The 17,055-nt window shown below is 70.7% G+C and carries 15 protein-coding genes and 1 pseudogene; 9 read left to right on the top strand and 7 right to left on the bottom strand.

What is annotated here, in order from left to right:
* Positions 1–242 precede the first annotated feature (242 nt).
* The 6 genes from D7W81_RS30275 (at position 243) to D7W81_RS30250 (ending at position 5,613) form a co-directional block, all read left to right on the top strand.
* Positions 243–662, top strand: coding sequence for a hypothetical protein (locus D7W81_RS30275; RefSeq protein WP_120558875.1), 420 nt, complete (start codon positions 243–245; stop codon positions 660–662).
* Between the two features lie 105 nt (positions 663–767).
* Positions 768–2,141 (top strand): zinc-regulated TonB-dependent outer membrane receptor, encoded by a 1,374-nt coding sequence (locus tag D7W81_RS30270; RefSeq protein WP_120558874.1) that lies wholly within the window; start codon positions 768–770, stop codon positions 2,139–2,141.
* Between the two features lie 22 nt (positions 2,142–2,163).
* The gene (locus tag D7W81_RS30265) at positions 2,164–3,087 is read left to right on the top strand and encodes a metal ABC transporter substrate-binding protein (RefSeq protein ID WP_120558878.1); all 924 of its coding nucleotides are present in this window, start codon (positions 2,164–2,166) and stop codon (positions 3,085–3,087) included.
* Between the two features lie 4 nt (positions 3,088–3,091).
* A complete protein-coding gene (locus tag D7W81_RS30260) occupies positions 3,092–3,952 on the top strand; it encodes a hypothetical protein (protein ID WP_120558873.1) in 861 nt (286 codons plus the stop codon).
* The gene (locus D7W81_RS30255) at positions 3,939–4,760 is read left to right on the top strand and encodes a metal ABC transporter ATP-binding protein (RefSeq protein ID WP_438503382.1); all 822 of its coding nucleotides are present in this window, start codon (positions 3,939–3,941) and stop codon (positions 4,758–4,760) included. Before D7W81_RS30260 ends, D7W81_RS30255 begins: the two co-directional genes overlap by 14 nt.
* A complete protein-coding gene (locus D7W81_RS30250; RefSeq protein WP_120558872.1) occupies positions 4,741–5,613 on the top strand; it encodes a metal ABC transporter permease in 873 nt (290 codons plus the stop codon). The genes D7W81_RS30255 and D7W81_RS30250 overlap by 20 nt, the downstream gene beginning before the upstream one ends.
* A 28-nt stretch (positions 5,614–5,641) precedes the next feature.
* On the opposite strand, the gene D7W81_RS30245 is transcribed toward D7W81_RS30250, so the two are convergent.
* The 5 genes from D7W81_RS30245 to D7W81_RS30225 all read right to left on the bottom strand — a co-directional run bounded on the left by D7W81_RS30245 (position 5,642) and on the right by D7W81_RS30225 (position 9,890).
* Entirely contained in the window at positions 5,642–6,190 is a 549-nt protein-coding gene (locus tag D7W81_RS30245) for an isochorismatase family protein (RefSeq protein ID WP_120558871.1), read from the bottom strand.
* Between the two features lie 74 nt (positions 6,191–6,264).
* Positions 6,265–8,007, bottom strand: coding sequence for a hypothetical protein (locus D7W81_RS30240; protein ID WP_120558870.1), 1,743 nt, complete (start codon positions 8,005–8,007; stop codon positions 6,265–6,267).
* Between the two features lie 10 nt (positions 8,008–8,017).
* Positions 8,018–8,629 (bottom strand): hypothetical protein, encoded by a 612-nt coding sequence (locus D7W81_RS30235; RefSeq protein WP_120558869.1) that lies wholly within the window; start codon positions 8,627–8,629, stop codon positions 8,018–8,020.
* A 39-nt stretch (positions 8,630–8,668) separates the two neighbouring features.
* Positions 8,669–9,163 carry a hypothetical protein gene (locus D7W81_RS30230; protein ID WP_120558868.1) on the bottom strand — a complete coding sequence of 165 codons (495 nt, stop codon included), beginning with the start codon at positions 9,161–9,163 and terminating at the stop codon, positions 8,669–8,671.
* A gap of 289 nt (positions 9,164–9,452) precedes the next feature.
* The gene (locus tag D7W81_RS30225; RefSeq protein WP_167508118.1) at positions 9,453–9,890 is read right to left on the bottom strand and encodes a hypothetical protein; all 438 of its coding nucleotides are present in this window, start codon (positions 9,888–9,890) and stop codon (positions 9,453–9,455) included.
* A 182-nt stretch (positions 9,891–10,072) separates the two neighbouring features.
* On the opposite strand from D7W81_RS30225, the gene D7W81_RS30220 reads away from it, so the two are divergent.
* On the top strand, positions 10,073–11,530 hold the full coding sequence (locus tag D7W81_RS30220; RefSeq protein ID WP_438503383.1) for a hypothetical protein: 1,458 nt from the start codon (positions 10,073–10,075) through the stop codon (positions 11,528–11,530).
* A gap of 73 nt (positions 11,531–11,603) precedes the next feature.
* Positions 11,604–12,320: a Bax inhibitor-1/YccA family protein gene (locus D7W81_RS30215; RefSeq protein WP_120558866.1), complete on the top strand. Its 717-nt coding sequence runs from the start codon at positions 11,604–11,606 to the stop codon at positions 12,318–12,320.
* 55 nt (positions 12,321–12,375) lie between these two features.
* Here the strand turns inward: D7W81_RS30215 and D7W81_RS30210 are convergent, their stop codons facing one another.
* On the bottom strand, positions 12,376–12,711 hold the full coding sequence (locus tag D7W81_RS30210) for a (2Fe-2S) ferredoxin domain-containing protein (RefSeq protein WP_120558865.1): 336 nt from the start codon (positions 12,709–12,711) through the stop codon (positions 12,376–12,378).
* 581 nt (positions 12,712–13,292) lie between these two features.
* Between D7W81_RS30210 and D7W81_RS30205 the strand changes: the two genes are divergently transcribed.
* Positions 13,293–16,100, top strand: a complete 2,808-nt coding sequence (locus D7W81_RS30205; protein WP_120558864.1) for a vitamin B12-dependent ribonucleotide reductase — start codon at positions 13,293–13,295, stop codon at positions 16,098–16,100.
* A 69-nt stretch (positions 16,101–16,169) separates the two neighbouring features.
* Here the strand turns inward: D7W81_RS30205 and D7W81_RS42540 are convergent.
* A pseudogene (locus tag D7W81_RS42540) lies at positions 16,170–17,055 on the bottom strand (hypothetical protein); the annotation flags it as partial.

Here is a 17,055-nt window from a genome sequence, read left to right as displayed (position 1 = left end):
CGGGGAGCGTGACGGTGGGGCGCGTCCAACCTAACCGATGCGGCCAGGGGGGACGTCTGGAATGAAAACAACGTTCCCTGGTCATCCTGTTTCGGCGAAAGGCCCGCGCCGTGGAGGTTCGCGTGCCGGCGTTGAATCGCCGCACCGCTTCATCGTCCGTGCCGGGGAGCCCTGGGAGACGGATGCACCCTGCCTGCCTTGACACTCCCGGAGGCCGACAGTAAGCCAGCCGGGACCCTCTGATGCTCTCGCGCGCCCACACCCTTGCCCGCCTCACCGCGCTGCTGCTCGTCGCGCTCTGGGGTGCCCAGCCGCTGGGTCTGGCGCTGCACGTGGAGCAGCACGCGCACCGGTTCTGTCCGCAGCACCAGACGTTCGAAGAGGACGCGCGGCGCGCGAACCCCGCACTGTCCCGCTTCACCGAGCGCGCCCCCGTCCTCGCGTCCGTCCCGCCCGCGGTGGCGGACTCCACGGGCCTCAACCACGACACGTGCCCGCTGCTCACGGCCGCCCCGCAGGTGGAGGCCCTCCAGGGCGCGCACATCGCTTCCGCTTCGGCGTGCGTGGAGAGCAACCACCCGGCCACCGCGCCGTCCCGCTCCTTCGCACCGCTCGCCGTGCTGGACACCGCGCCCAAGGCCTCGCCTCCGACGCACGCGTAGTCCGCCGCGTGTCGTGTCCGTGAAGCAGGTCATCAGGTCGACGGTCGTCGCAGGGGTGCGCTCGCGCATGCTCCACGAACGGCCGGTTCCGAGGAGCAAACATCCGTGCCGTCCCTTCCGCGCAGGCCTCCCCGCGCCCTCGCCGTCGTGCTCGCCGCGCAGCTGTCCGTGAGCGCCGCCTGGGCCCAGCAGTCAGCCCCTCCCGCCACCGCGTCACCTCCACCTTCCGAATCCCCTGCCCCGGCCCAGGCCGCGCCTCCCGAGGACGCGCCCACGCTGAGCCCGGAGGAGATGGAGGAGATTGAAAAGGCGCTGGGCACGGACACGAGCACGCGCGCGCGTCCGTCTGGCGACACGTCTCCGGTGTCGCCCACCGCGACGAACGACTCCGGCGTGACGCCGCTCAAGCTGCCTGGCGCCATCGCCAACGGCACCAGCTTCCTCAACCTGAGCTTCATCCTGGACATGGCCCTGGCGGCCTTCTCCAACAAGGAGCCCCTGCAGGGCGGCGCGCACGACCCGACGAAGAACGGCTTCAACCTCCAGCAGCTGGAGCTGTCCATCGGCTCGGTCGTGGATCCGTACTTCCGCTTCGACGGCAACCTCGTCTTCAGCCAGTTCGGCGTGGAGATAGAAGAGGCGTACGTCACCACGCTGGACCTGCCCGTGAACCTCCAGGTGCGCGCGGGCCAGTTCCTCACCCGCTTCGGCCGGATCAACGCCACGCACCCGCACGCGTGGGACTTCGTGGATCAGCCCTTCGTGATGAGCCGCTACTTCGGCGCGGAGGGCAACCGCGGGCTGGGCGTGGAGGGCTCATGGCTCACGCCCCTGCCCTGGTACGTGGAGGTGGTGGGCAGCGCCACCGACGCGACAGGCGAGGCCACTGCTCGCAGCTTCTTCGGTGCCGCCGCCGAGCGCGTGCTGTCTCCGCTGGACTTCCAGCTCACCGGGGCGGTGAAGCAGTTCTTCCCGCTGTCGGACGACCTGTCGCTGCTCTGGGGCCTGTCCGCGGCCGCGGGCCCCAACGCCACGGGCTACCGCAACCACACCAGCATCTACGGCACGGACGTCTACCTGAAGTTCCGGCCCATCACGTCGCAGAGCGCGCAGCAGCTGGTGCTCCAGGCGGAGGTGCTCTACCGCCGCCGGCAGGTGCCGGAGGACGTGCTGTCGGACTGGGGCGGCTACGCGCAGACGGTGTGGCGCTTCTCCAACCGCTGGGCCACGGGCGTGCGCTACGAGTTCGGCACGGCCGCGAAGACGCAGGAGGGCCGCGTCGCGAATGATCCGCTCGATCCCGAGTGGATCTCCGACCGGCAGCGCGTCAGTGCGGAGCTGACGTTCTGGCCCACGGAGTTCTCCCGCCTGCGCCTGCAGGCCGCCACGGACCGCGTGGGCTGGCGCGAGTCGCCGGACTACTCGGCCTTCCTCGCCCTTGAAGTCGTGACCGGCGCCCACGGTGCCCATGCGTTCTGACCTCTTCTTCCGGAGCCCTTCCATGCGTTCCCTTCGCTTGTTCGCGGCCGTGTGCGCCGCCGTCGTCAGCCTCACCGCCCCTTCCGCCCGCGCGGACCTGAAGGTCGTCGCCACCCTCCCGGACCTGGCCGCGGTGGCCAAGGCGGTGGGAGGGAACAAGGTGGACGTCACCGCGCTCGCGCTGCCCACGCAGGACCCGCACTTCGTGGACGCCAAGCCGAACCTGGCGCTCGCGCTCAACCGCGCGGACCTGCTCCTCGCCGCGGGCCTGGACCTGGAGATCGGCTGGCTGCCCACGCTCCAGCTGGGCGCGCGCAACAACCGCATCCTGACGGGCAACACGGGCTATCTGGACGCGTCGCGGGCCGTGAACCTCCAGGAGGTGCCCGCCGGGCAGGTGGATCGCAGCCAGGGCGACGTGCACCCCGGCGGCAACCCGCACTACCTCTATGATCCGCGGCAGGCCGTGCTGGTGGCGCGCGCCATCGAGGCGCGCATGTCCCAGCTGGATGCGAAGAACGCCGCTACCTACAAGGCCAACCTGGAGGCCTTCACGAAGGAGCTGACGGCGGCGCAGGCGGGCTGGGAGAAGCGGCTCGCGGGCCTCAAGGGCGTGCCCGTCATCGCGTACCACCGCACGACGGCGTACCTGCAGAACTGGCTGGGCTTCAACACCGTCGCGTTCCTGGAGCCCAAGCCGGGCATCCCGCCGAACCCGTCCCACGTCGCGCAGGTGCTGGCGAAGAGCAAGGGAAGCCAAGTGAAGCTGGTGCTCAAGGAGGACTACTACCCGGACAACATCGCGAAGCTCGTGGCGTCGAAGATTCCCGCCGCGCTCATCACGCTGCCCGGCGGCACCGACTTCCGCGCGGGCCAGACCTACGTGCAGCGCATGGAACTGATGGTGGGCCGGCTGGAGAAGGGCCTCGCCGGGAAGGGGGAATGACGCCATGAAGCGCTTTCATTCCAGGGCATGGCTGCTGCCCCTCGCGCTCGTGTCCGGGTGCGCGTTCGACGCGGGCGATGGCTTCGCGGTGCTGGAGCCTTCCGTGGAGGCCGCGTACACGCCGCTGTCCGGCCGGAACGCGGGCGACGGCTACCAGGCGCTCGCCTCCGACTTCCAGCTGCGCATGGATACCGGCGCGGTGCGCCTGGGCAGCATCGACCTGCTGGCCAGCTCCGGCGGCGGCGGAACCACGACGTTCGATCCGTCCTCCCCGCCGCCGGGCTACTCGCTGTGCCACAACGGGCACTGCCACGGCGAGGACGGGGCGCTCGTGGACTACGAGGACATCGAGGCGGAGATGGGCGGCGGTGGCAGCACCACCACCACGGTGGCCAACCTCCCGGTGGACGCGGAGCTGGACCTGCTGTCGCCCGCGGTGAGGGAGCTCACCTGCGAGCCCGGCTGCGGCCTGGGCAAGACGACGCTGTCCGGCGGGCGCTGGTCCATCACCGGCCTGCGGATGACGGGCAGCGTGCGCGACGGCCGCGTGCCCGCGCGCTTCGCGGGCGCCCTGCCCTTCCGCTTCACCGCGGCGGTGGCGGGCGCGGAGGCCACGCCGGTGGCGGTGCTCAAAGGCGACCTGGACGTGCCATCCGACCGTGAGAACGCGCCGCGCGTGACGCTGGGCCTGAAGCTGGAGCTGACGCCGGCCCTCTTCGACGCGGTGGACTGGTCCGCCGCGACGCCGGGCACCGACGGTGTGGTGGACCTGGATGCGCCCGCGAACGCGGCGGTGCGCGCCGCGATCCTGGAGAAGGTGGCCGGGCTGAACCCCACCGCGGAGGTGAACCGTGGCTCACGGTGATCACGAGACGGAGTTGGACCGGGGGCACCGCGTCGAACCGGCGCAGGAGCCGGGCGAAGCGCTGCTCAAGTGCGAACAGCTGGTCATCGGCTACGGGGGCAAGGACATCCTGCCGCCCATGGACCTGGTGGTGCGCCGCCGCCAGTTCGTGGCGGTGGTGGGCCGCAATGGCTCCGGCAAGAGCACCTGGTTCAAGACGCTGCTGGGGCTGATTCCGCCGGTGTCCGGCCGCATCACCCTGGGCACGCCGAACATCCGCAGCGCGTACGTGCCGCAGATGTCCGCCATCGACTCGCTCTTGCCCGTGCACGCCCGGGAGCTGACCAGCTGGGGCCGGCTGTCCGGGTGGAACTTCCTGCGGCCCTTCCCCAGCAAGACGGACCGGCAGAAGGTGGAGGCGGCGCTCGACACGGCGGGCGCGCGCGGCATCGCCAAGCGCCCCTTCCGCGACCTGTCCGGCGGCGAGAAGCAGCGCGCGCTGCTGGCGCGGGTCATCGCCACCGAGGCGGACGTGGTGCTGCTGGATGAACCCACCGCGGCGATGGACGCCGTGGCGGAGAAACAGACGATGCTGCGGCTGTGCGCGCTCGCGCACGACCGGGGCCTGGGCGTGGTGGTGGTGAGCCACGACATGTCCGTCGCCGCCGAGCACGCCGACGTCATCCTCTTCGTGGACCGCGAGCACCGCTGCTTCGTCATGGGCGATGCCCGCACCGTGTTCTGTCACCCCGCCTTCCGCCGCCAGTACGGCGACGACTACTGCCACAGCGCGCCCCAGGGACCCCACCGTGGAAACAACCCTGCTTGAACCCTCGAAGTGGGAACAGTTCCAGGCGGGGTGGGAGCTGTTCCGCGACCCCATCCTCTGCGCGCTCATCGCCGGGTGCGTGCTGGGCTTCCTCAGCGTCTACGTGGTGCTGCGGCGCATGGTGTTCGTCAGCGCGGCGGTGACGAACACCGCGGGCCTGGGCGTGGCGCTGGCCTTCTTCGCGGAGATCCACCTGGGCGTGCACGTGGATCCGCTGGTGGGCGCGGTGGTGCTGTCCGTCGCGGCCACGCTGCTCCTGATGGTGGAGCCCGCGCGGCTGCGGCTGTCGCGGGAGAGCCTGCTGGGGTGCGCGTTCGCCTTCGCGGGCGGCGCGGCCATCCTGGTGGGTGACCGCATCGCGCAGGAGGCGCACGACATCCAGGGCATCCTCTTCGGCACCGCGGTGCTGGTGACGCCGGATCAGCTCCAGGCCGTGGCGGTGGCGGGCGGCGTGCTGATGGTGCTGCACCTGTGGTGGTTCCGGGGCATCGCCTTCGTGAGCTTCGACCGCATTGGCGCCACGGTGCAGGGGCTGCCGGTGAAGCTGCTGGACACGGTGCTGATGGTGTCCATTGGCCTCATGGTGGGCGTGTGCGCGCGGGCCCTGGGCGCCCTGCCCGTTTTCGCGTTCTCCACGCTGTCGGCCATCGCCGCGCTGGTGCTGGACCTGCGGCTGCCGTGGACCTTCTTCACGGCGACCGTGCTGGGCGGCATCGCGGGCGCGGGCGGGTACCTGTTCGCGTACTTCTACGACTTCCCGGTGGGCGGCTCGCAGACCGTCCTGTCCGGGGTGCTGGTGCTGCTGATGATGCTGGTGCGCCTGGTGCAGGTGCCCTTCAAGCACAGGGCGTGAGCGGAAGCGCCGCCGTCGTCCCCGGGATTCAGCGGACGGCGGCGGACACCTTCTTGAACTCGGGCGTACCCGCGCGGCCCAGCATGTCGAACAGGGCCGACTCCACGGTGAGGATGCGCGCGCCCGCGTCGCGGCACAGCTCCAGCCCCACGCGGCGGTCCTCCTCCGCACGGGAGAGGACGGCGTCCGCGAGGAGGCACGGCTGCCGGCCACCGTCCGCCAGGTCGCGCACTGTTTGAAAGACGCAGATGTGCGTCTCCATGCCGGTGAGCAGCACCTGCTTGCGGTCCCCCAGGGCGTCCAGCACGTCGGGCGTGGCGGCGGAGAAGTCCATCTTCTCCAGCGGCTTGAACTCTCCCAGGCGCAGCTTGAGGAGCGAGTGCGTGCGGCCCAAGCCCTGCGGGTACTGCTCCGTGACGATGACGGGCATGCCCAGGGCCCGCGCGCCCTCCACCGCGGCGCCGGTGCGTGCGAGCATGCGGTCCAGGGCGTCGCGGTCCATCGCGGCGCACAGGCGCTCCTGGATGTCGACGACGAGCAGCGCGGCGTGCTCGGGCTTCAGGCGGAACGACGGCATGGGGCGGCTCCTTGGAGGATGAGCCCCAAGTGCCGCGAAGGCCGCGCCTGCGTCAAGCGCGGCGGCGTGCGCGCTCAGCCCCCATGAACGGTCCAGGTCGGTGCCCCACCCCGGGGTCCGTGCGCGGTGTCCACCGGTGCCGCGTCGGGCACCCGCCGGAGCGCGGCCCGACTCCGGCCTCCCCGGGCCGTGAAGCCCCGCGCGCGTTGCAGGCCCGGCAGGTGCGGATCCGCGTCGCGCCACAGGTCCAGCACCACGGCGAAGTCGTGCGCCGCTTCGGACATGCACTCGCAGGCGACGTGGGCCTCCGCGACCAGCAGCATGCAGTGGCCACAACCGGGCCGCTCTCCGGCCCGCTCCAGCGCCAGCTCCAGGGCCTTCTCCTCGCGGCCGGAGCGCAGGCGCACGCGGGCCAGCGTCTCACGGGGGGGCCGGCAGAAGAGCGCGGGGCCCACGGGGCGCAGGCGGCGCTCCAGGCGCAGCGCCCGGGTGAGCGCGGCCTCCGCCCGGCCGGAATCCCCCCGGCGCGCATCCAGCGTGCCCCGCAGCTCCTGCGCGGCGATCTCCACCGTGCGCGCCACGTCGCGAGGGCACAAGGCACGACCCTCCGAACGCGGCGCCTCCGACAGCGTGAGCGCCAGCGCATCCAGGGTTGCGCACGCGCGCTCCACGTCGCCCAGCCGTCCCGTCTCCAGGGCACAGACGCCTCGCGCGTACAGGCGCACGGCGTCACGCAGCCCGGCTTCCGCGACGGTGGCGGCATCCCCCAGGTCCATGGGCACCTCCGCCGCGGCCCGGCTGAAGCCGAAGCGCAGGTGCGCGGCGACGAGCGTGGTGGCGGCGAAGAGCACCGCCTGCGGCTGGCCTCCCGAGGCCTCCACCCGCTGCCGCAACTTCCGCGCCCAGACCTGCGCGCCCCGGTACTGCCCCACCTCCACGCAGCCTTCGCTGAGCAGCCGCAGGGCGGTGTCCGCGCTCGGCGCCACGTCCAGGGGCAGCGATTCCCGCGCGAGGTACGCGTCGTCCGCCGTCACCGCGGCCTCCAGGATGCGGTTCGCCTCCACCGCCCGGCCCATGCGCAAGAGCAGGCGTCCGGCGGCGAGCAGCGCGGGACTTCCCGCGGGCACGAGCGACGCAAGCAGCTCCGCGCTCTCCAGCGCCATCTCCGGCCGCGAGCTGGGCAGCCACGCCTGCACCCAGGCCACGTGCACGCCCGCGTGGTGCGGGTGCGTGCGCAACAGGTCGCGCAGGAGCAGCTGCGCGTACGGCTGCCCCTGTCCTGGACGCCCGTCGGATTCGTACCCGTCCAGCAGGAAGCCCGCGAGCAGCAGGCGCGGCTCGGGCTCCTGGGGGAAGCGGTCGATGAGGCACTCCATCTCCCGCACGAAGGCATGTCTGCCATTCGCGGGCCCCTTGTCCGCGAGGAGGCTGGCCGCGACGATCAGCCGCTGCTCCATGTCGGTGGTGCCCTCCGCCAACGTCAGCGCCTTGCGGATGGCCTCCGCGCGGTCCGCGGTGAAGCGTTGCCCCACGCCCCGGGCGAGCGCGAGCCCCCACCACGCCATGGCGAGTGTCGGGTCCTGACGCGCGGCCTCCGCGAAGGCGCGCCGGGCCTCCAGCGCCCAGCCCAGGTGCAGCAGGCGCAGGCCCTGATCAAAGTACGCCTGCGCCAGGGGCACCTGCGTCGTCACGGACAGGTGTGCATCTCCCAACCCGTCTCGCAGCGGCGGCGTGGGAAGGGCTTCGTCCGGCAGGTCCTCCCACGCGACGTGGGAATGGACGGACGGGGCATCGGCTCGGAACAGACGTGCCAGCATGGTGTCCTCCTCACGCTCCGGTCATCGGAGCGACATGGTGTTGCACCGAGGCGTCGGTCGCGCGCACGCGCACGGCCAGCCGCCTCCAAGCGGTGGACAGCTCCTGCGCGGGGATGGGAGACGCCTTGCGCCGCGCCGCCAGGCACTCGCGCCGCCAGGCCAGGCCCACGTCGCGGGCCACCCACGCCTCGTACTCCGCCAGCCAGTCCGCCAGCAGCGCGAGCCCCGCCCGCGCCGCCCTGCGCTCCGGCCCGGTGGCCGCGTCCCGGCGGACGCCCACGTCCTCCACGCGGAAGGCCTGGCCGCACGCGCCCTCCACCCACCGGGGCACGAAGCCATCGCGCGGCACGAAGATGGCGCCGCCGCACGCGTCACACAGCGCGCCGAAGCCCCACAGCGTGAGGCGCCCCCCGTCCGGAAGTTGCCCCTGGTATGCGCTCTGTCCCTCCACGCCCGGCGGACGCGGCTCGCGCACCAGGCCGTGCCGGAGCAGCACGTTGCCGTCCGGGCAACGCACGTCCTGGCCCAGGCACCACATGGCCACGTCGAACAGACGGTCGCCGTCGCGGCGCACGTCGCAGGGAAGCAGGGATGGAGTTCTGCCAGCGGAAACCTTGGACATGGGGCGCCTCGGGCTTCGGTTGAAGAGGGAGCGCGGTGGCTACCCGTGGTCGTGGTCGTGCTCGCCCGACTCTTCGATGACGAGCGACACGGAGGAGAGGGTCGAAGGACCGAAGGTGAGCGTGTGCGTGCCCACGGTGAGCGGCACGATGTAGCGGCCCTGGATGTCCGTGCAGAGCGTGGAGCTGTTGGAACTCTCCTCGAACTCCACCGTCGCGCCGCTGCCGTTGGTGACCTTCACCGGCACCGGGGTGCTGGCGTAGAGGACGTAGTCCGTGGCCTCGGAGACAGCGAAGGACACCGTGCCGCCCTTGCCGCCGGCGACGTCCACCAGCGCGATGTCGTAGCGCTTGTGGTCGTTGCTCACGGCCGGTCCCGCCCCGCTGACGGCGGCGGTGACGTTGACGGCGGGACCTTCCTGCAGGTGCTCGCAGCCCTCCTCGTCGGCGTGGGCCTCGTCTTCGTCGTCGCCCCCACAACCGGCGGCGAGGAGGGCGGTGGACAGCAGCAGGGCGGACAGAAGCTTCTTCTTCATGATGGGGACTCCAGGGACACAGGGGATGGACTGCGGGAACTCCAGCCACCCGGCCCCCACGCGCACCGCTCCTCCGAAAAGGAGGGACCGCGAGGGACCGGATGGGACTGGAAGGAGGGACCGGGGCACGAAGCGCGCGCGTGTGTACGTGGCCGGGGGCTTTTTCCGCGCGCGTGCGGCGGATCCGTTCAGGGAACGGGAACGCGCACGACCCGGACTCCGGTGGCCACGATGCACCCCGTCCCACGAAGACACGTGGGGCCAGGACGGCGGGCTTCGACGGCGGAGATCAGGCGCGCGGCGGCGACGACTTGGGCGCGAGCCTCAAGAGCGCGACAGGTGCCGCGTGGAAGCGGAACACCGCCAGCGCCGGGCTGGAACGCGTGGAGACCGCGGCGATGACGGGCGCCGGCTCGGCCGGAGGCGGGGCCTCCCGGCGGAGGAAGGCGTGGTGGCAGTGGGCCTCCGCGGCGTGGGGCGCGGCCTTCGATACAGGCGCCTTCGCCACGCGCGCATCGTCGAAGGAGAGCTCCTCCTCCAACGGGCCGTCATGGGACGCGTCGCTCACGTGCATCACGTCCCCGTGCTCCAGGCACGTGGTGTGCTGCACGAGCGCGAAGTGGAGCACGCTGCCCACATACATCAGCACGCACACGAGCACCCACGGCAGCGCCAGCAGGCGCGGCAGGGAGCGGCTCGTGCTGGGCTGGCGTCGGAGGCGGCTCACGTCCACTCGGTCCCGAAAAGCAACTGAGTTGTTTTAAGCGACCTCCCTGCCCGGTGCAAGCCAGGACGCGGAGAGGACCCGGCCCGGAGGGCGAGGTGGCGGACACCGGGAACAGCGGCGGGGGTCGCGGGTTGTGGACCCACGAGCCCCTGGGGTCGTAGGTTCCGCGCGTGCACGAGCTCATGGATGTCCTGCGCAGGCAGGCACACTATTTCGGACCGGAGCTGGCGAAGACCGCCTACCAGCGCGGCCTCGCGGTGACGAAGCCGGATGGCAGCACCCAGCCCATCCCCATCACCGCCACGCCGGTCATCCTGGACGCGGAGGAGATCAAACGCCGCGCCCTGCTGTCCGCGAAGCTGGCCTCCGCCACGATGAAGATGACGCGCGCCATCCTGGGCGGCCCGGACGCGGAAGTGCTGCTGGGCGCGCTGTCTCCGTTGGAGCGCCGCCTGGCGCAGGCCACCTGGGAGGCGAGCCGCAAGCTGGCCACCACGCGCGTGGACTACTTCGTGTCCGGCGGGACGCCCTGGGCGCTGGAGGTGAACGCCACCATCCCGGCCATGCAGGGCTATTCGGACATCGCGGCGCGCACCTTCATCGAGGTCGTGGCGCGGCACGTGCGCTACCCGGAGAAGGCGCTCGCGTCGCTGCTCACGCTCAACGGCAACAACGCGCTGGCGCTCTACCGGGCGCTCTTGGACGGCTACGCGGCCGAGCGCAACGGCCAGATGCCGGACACGGTGGCGCTGCTGTGCCGCAAGAACGACGCGCAGGTGACGGAGCTGCGCTGGCTGTGCGAGCGCTTCCGCGAGTTCGGCGCGGACGCGGACATCGTGCACCCGGAGGACGTGTCCGGGGACGACGCCTTCACGGTGAACGGCAAGAAGTACGACCTGGTCTACCGCCACCTCTTCGTGCGCCGGCTGGAACAGAACCCCGCCCCCTGGGTGGAGGACTTCCTGGGCGTCGTCCCGGGGAAGAAGGCCGTGTTCCTGAACCCGCCCGCCTCGCAGGTGGAGGTGAAGACGACCTTCGCGCTCCTGTCGCAGGCGGTGACGGACGCGGCGCTCGCGGAACGCGCGGGCCTGACGTCCGAGGAGCTGGAGGCGGTGCGCGCGGCGGTGCCGTGGACGCGCCCCTTCCGCCACGGGCCCGGCCTGGGCCCCGACGGCGCGCGGGTGGACGACATCGTGGCGCGCGTGGCCGAGGAGCCCGCGCGCTTCGTGCTCAAGCGCGCGTGGGACTACGGCGGCAAGGCCGTCTTCCTGGGCCGCTCCGTGGGCACCGTGCCCTACGAGGAGCGCGTGAAGGGCGCCTTCGGCGAGTCCAAGACGTGGGCCGAGCTGTGCGAGCGCGCCGCCACGGACCCCCAGGGCGGCGGCTACGTGGTGCAGGAGGTGGTGGACACACAGCCGGAAGAGCACCTGCTCTGCGGCCAGAACAGCGTGCTGCCGACTTCGTTCTTCGTGGACTACTCGGCGTACGCGTCTGTTGGGCTCGCGAAGCAGCCCGCGTGGGGCGGAGTGTGCCGTGGGTCCATGTCGGAGATCGTCAACATCGTGGGCGGCGGGGGCGTGCTGCCGCTCATCACGACGGAAGTCGCTTCAAAGCTTTTGCTGGCCTGGAAGGCCCTTTAAGGCGTCCTCCAGGGGTCATCGTTAGAGAGAGGCTGGGGCGCAGCGGTGCCCGGCCCGAAAGGAAACGGAACACATGGCGTGGGAATCTTCAGGTGGGTGGCAGAGCGGGCAGGCAGCCGCGGTGGACGACGTCCTGGTGCAGGAGTCGCAGCGCGCGTTCATGTCGCGCGTGCACGGCTGGATGTTCGCGGGTCTGGCGCTCACCGGCGTGATGGCGATGGTGACGCTGGCCAATGAGACGCTGCTCCGCATGGCGGTGCAGAACCGCATGGTCCTGTTCGTGGTGCAGCTGGGCGTGGTGTTCGGCCTGTCCATCCTGGCGCCCCGGCTGTCCGGCCCGGTGGCCGCGCTCATGTTCGCGGCCTACGCGGCGCTCACCGGCGTGACGCTGTCGGTCATCTTCCTCATCTACACGGCCAGCTCCATCGGCCAGGTGTTCTTCATCACCGCCGCGACCTACGGCGCGATGGCCGTCTACGGCACCGTCACGAAGAAGGACCTGAGCGGCTGGGGCACGTTCCTCTTCATGGGGCTCATCGGCATCGTCATCGCCAGCGTGGTGAACTTCTTCGTCCAGAGCAGCGCCGTGTCGTTCGTGATGGCCTGCGCGGGCGTGCTCGTGTTCGCGGGCCTCACCGCCTACGACGTGCAGAAGCTGCGCGAGTACCACGCGGGCACGGGTTTCAAGAGCACGACGGCGGTGAGCATCGTGGGCGCGCTCACCCTCTACCTGGACTTCATCAACCTGTTCCTGTCGCTGCTGCGCCTGCTGGGCAACCGCCGCGACTAGTCACCAGGGTTCAACGCTGTAACCCCAAGGCGGGGCGCGAGGCGGGCAACCGCCTTCAGCGCTCCGCCTTCTTGTTGAAGGGCATCAGCAGCCGCTCCACGGGGCGGCCCTGCACCAGATGCTCCTCCACGATGGTGGGCACGTCCTCCACCTTCACGCCGCCGTACCAGGTGCCTTCCGGGTAGACGACCACGGAGACGCCGAACGCGCACGTGTCCACGCAGCCCGCCGCGTTGGCGCGCATGCTGCGCTTGAGCCCGCGCTTGTCGAGCTCCTCCTTGAAGGCGGCCCGCACCTCCTCCCCACCCTTGGTGGCGCAGCACCCCTTGGGGTTGCCGTCCGGGCGGCGGTTCGTGCAGACAAAGACGTGGCGTTCGAAGGGAGGCGGCATGGTTCGCCTCCTAACGCGCCTGTGCGTCGAAATCGATGCCGCCGTTCAGCAGGCGACCGTCCAGGCCCACCCCACCCGGCCGGTTTGTCGCGGAGGCTCTGAGGCGCTCCTACGCTCGGCACACGGACTGACAGCAAACATCCGCGAGTGATCACAAGCGCTTGGACAGGCCCCCTCTCCCATCCGGCCCATTTTGCAGGGCCATGACAATACGTTGCCAGTCACATCAGGCGTTGCCAGCCCGCGAAGGGTTATTAGATCAGCCTTGGGTGCGGATCAGTGCGCTTGGAAATGCGTACCAAATGAAGTGTGTAAGCAGAATTCTGACACTAGATATAGGGGCGTGGGTGATGTTGACGGACCCCACCAGCGATCATATGGATCCGCCCGCCCGACAGGTGGGCAGTCAGGCCCGGGCCCGGATTCCAGGGGTGTATCCCCTGATTTCTGCCCGTCCCCGACCCTTTCAACGCTGCCGTCCCTGTGCTTGGAACTGATCAACGGATCCCCTGGGATCTCGCGGCGTTGGCCATTTTGCAAACTTTGCAGCATCACTCTCAGTGAATCTGGAGGTGGGCGTCATGGAGAAGGAACTGAGTGCGAAGCCGGTGGTGGTGGGCAGGGAGCCGCGGCGCGGAGGCCGCGCCAAGGGCAAGGCGGCGACGGCCTCCACGGGGCTGACCGTGGACCGCTTCTTCACGACGCCCGGGGTGGATCCGGCGGACGAGCTGGCGTGGGAGTACCGCAGCGCGAGCATCAAGGGCGAGGACGGCAAGGTCGTCTTCGACCAGAAGGACATCGAAGTCCCCAAGTCCTGGTCGATGCTGGCGACGAACGTCGTCGCGTCGAAGTACTTCCGGGGCACGCCCGGTACGCCGGAGCGCGAGACGAGCGTGCGCAAGCTGGTGGCGCGCGTGGTTGACACCCTCACCCGCTGGGGTGAGGAGGGGCACTACTTCGCGTCGGCGGTGGACCGCGAGGCGTTCCACGCGGAGCTGACGCACCTGCTGCTGCGCCAGAAGGCGGCCTTCAACTCGCCCGTCTGGTTCAACGTGGGCGTGGAGGAGCACCCGCAGTGTTCGGCGTGCTTCATCAACAGTGTGGACGACAACATGGAGTCCATCCTGGGGCTGGCGAAGACGGAGGGCATGCTCTTCAAGTACGGCAGCGGCACGGGCTCCAACCTGTCCTCCATCCGCGGCAGCAAGGAGCTCTTGGCGGGCGGCGGCACGGCGTCCGGCCCGGTGTCGTTCATGCGCGGCTTCGACGCGTTCGCGGGCGTCATCAAGAGCGGCGGCAAGACGCGGCGCGCGGCGAAGATGGTCATCCTCAACGCCGAGCACCCGGACATCCTCGAGTTCATCCGCTGCAAGTCGAACGAGGAGAAGAAGGCCTGGGCGCTGATTGAGGCGGGCTACGACCCGTCCTTCAACGGCGAGGCCTACGGGTCGGTGTACTTCCAGAACTCCAACAACTCCGTGCGCGTCACCGACGACTTCATGAAGGCCGTGGTGAACGACGGCCCGTGGCAGACGCGCGCGGTGCGCGACGGCCAGGTGATGGAGACGTACAAGGCCCGCGAGCTGTTCCGTGAAATCGCCGAGGCCGCGCACCTGTGCGGCGACCCGGGGCTCCAGTACGACACCACGGTGAACGCATGGCACACGTGCTCCGGCACGGCGCGCATCAACGCGTCCAACCCCTGCTCCGAGTACATGTTCCTGGATGACTCGGCCTGCAACCTGGCGTCGCTGAACCTGATGCACTTCCGCACGCTGGAGGGTGGCTTCGACGTGGCCGCCTTCAAGCACGCGGTGTCCGTGGTGCTGCTGGCGCAGGAGATCATCGTCGGCTTCAGCCGCTACCCCACCGAGCGCATCGCGAAGAACAGCCACGACTACCGGCCGCTGGGCCTGGGGTACGCGAACCTGGGCGCGCTGCTGATGGCGTCCGGCCTGCCGTATGACTCCCCTGCCGGCCGCAACCTGGCGGGGGCCATCACCTCGCTCATGTGCGGCGAGGCGTACGCGACGAGCGCGCGCATCGCGGAGAAGCAGGGCGCGTTCGCGGGCTACGGCAACAACGCGGAGCCCATGCTGGGTGTCATCCGCAAGCACCGCAAGGCGGCGTACCAGCTGCCGGCGGACGGCGTGAGCGCGGAGCTGCACCAGGCCCAGAAGGAGGCGTGGGACGACGCGCTGGCGAAGGGCATGGAGCACGGCTACCGCAACAGCCAGGTGACGGTGCTGGCGCCCACGGGGACCATCGGCTTCATGATGGACTGCGACACCACGGGCATCGAGCCGGACATCGCGCTCATCAAGTACAAGAAGCTGGTGGGCGGCGGCATGCTGAAGATCGTCAACCAGACGGTGCCGCTGGCGCTGGAGAAGCTGGGCTACCCGCAGACGCAGACGCAGGACATCATCGCGTACCTGGACAAGCACGACACCATCGAGGGCGCTCCGCACCTGAAGCCGGAGCACCTGCCGGTGTTCGACTGCGCGTTCAAGCCCTCCAAGGGCCAGCGCAGCATCCACTGGATGGGCCACATCGAGATGATGTCCGCCGCGCAGCCGTTCCTCTCCGGCGCCATCTCCAAGACGGTGAACCTGCCCAACGACGCCACGGTGGAGGACATCGAGAAGGCCTACATCGAGGCGTGGCGCAGCGGCCTGAAGGCGGTCGCCGTCTACCGCGACGGGTGCAAGCGCACGCAGCCGCTCAACACGTCGCAGGACAAGGCCCCGGAGCCCCGCCGCGCGGTGGCCGCCGAGCCCGCCCCCGCCGTGATGCCCGAGCCCAAGGCGCTCCGCCGCCGGCTGCCGGACGAGCGGCAGTCCATCACGCACAAGTTCTCCATCGGCGGCCACGAGGGCTACCTGACGGTGGGCATGTACGAGGACGGCAAGCCGGGTGAGCTCTTCGTCGTCATGGCGAAGGAGGGCTCGGTGGTGAGCGGCCTGATGGACAGCTTCGCCACCAGCGTGTCGCTGGCGCTCCAGTACGGCGTGCCGCTGCAGGTGCTGGCGGACAAGTTCTGCCACACGCGCTACGAGCCGAGCGGCTTCACGGGCAACCCGGCCATCCCCATCGCGAAGTCCATCACGGACTACATCTTCCGGTGGCTGTCGCTGAAGTTCCTGCCCACGGAGCCCTGCGCGGACGACGCGGAGGTGACGCCGGTGGTGGAGGCCCGTCCGGAGCCGGTGACGCAGGCGGCGGTGCCGGAGCAGGCGGGGACGCTGCAGCTGTCCGCGATGAACTCGCGCAGCACCTACCTGAACCAGGCGGACGCCCCGCCCTGCCACCAGTGCGGCGCCATCACCGTGCGCAGCGGCGCCTGCTACAAGTGCGCGAACTGCGGCACGACCAGCGGCTGCAGCTGAAGGGCGCCGCGGTCGTGAGCTGAAGTGAAGAAGGGCTCCGGGGCTTCAAGCTCCGGGGCCCTTCGTGTTTCAGGGGAAGCGGTGGAGCCGGGTGCAGATCTCCACGGCGCGGTCCGCGATGCGGCCCAACTCCTCCAGCATGGCGACGTCCAGGGGCGCGGGGCCGTGCTCGGCGACGAAGAAGGCCACGGGCTGCCCGCGCGAGTGGAGCGGGAAGACGAGCAGGTGGTGCTCGGACTCGCCGCACAGCGCGGAGAAGATGGCCTCGTCCTGGGGGGCCTGCGGGGCGCTGAAGACGCTGGGGCTGGGGCCGTTCAGCGCGGAGGTGAAGAGGGACGGCGTGTCCAGGTCCACCTTGAGCGCGGAGACCTCCGGACGGTCGCAGCCCGGGCCCCAGGCGCGGCCCACGCGCGCGAGCCCGAAGCTGTCACCCAGGAGGAAGGCCCTGCGGAAGCGGCCCGCGCTGTAGGCCAGCAGCACCTTGCCGACCATGCCCTGCGAGTCCGCGGTGTCGAGCGCGGAGAGGACCTGTTCGGCCGTGACGGCGGGACCGTCCGCGGGGGTGTCGGTGGACGCGCTGGCGGCGGCGAGCAGGGCCTGGGCGGGGTCGATGTTCGCGACGGCCTGTGGCTGCCAGGGCTGCTGCATGAACTCCCACGCGGAGGCCAGGGCCACGCCGTCCTCGGAGGCGGCGGGCGCGGCGGCGGGGACGTCCAGGTCCACGACGCGATCCGCCCAGGTGGTCTCCGGGCTGTGGCCCACGGGGCCCTCCCCTTCCCCTCCGCCCTGCCAGCCCACGAACTCCCACGTGGAGGCGAGCTGCATGGGCTCCTCGGTGGAGGTGGGCAGGTCGTCGAGGGCGATGGGCGTCCGGTCGCGGACCGGGGCCGGAGGCGCGGTCACGAGGCGCGGCTTCGGCGGGGCCTCGGGCTCCTCGGTGGCCAGGGGCGGAGCG

The organism is Corallococcus aberystwythensis (assembly GCF_003612165.1).
GTDB lineage: Bacteria > Myxococcota > Myxococcia > Myxococcales > Myxococcaceae > Corallococcus > Corallococcus aberystwythensis.
Note: the sequence above shows the minus strand (reverse complement) of the source record. Positions and strands in the feature narration are given on the sequence as shown.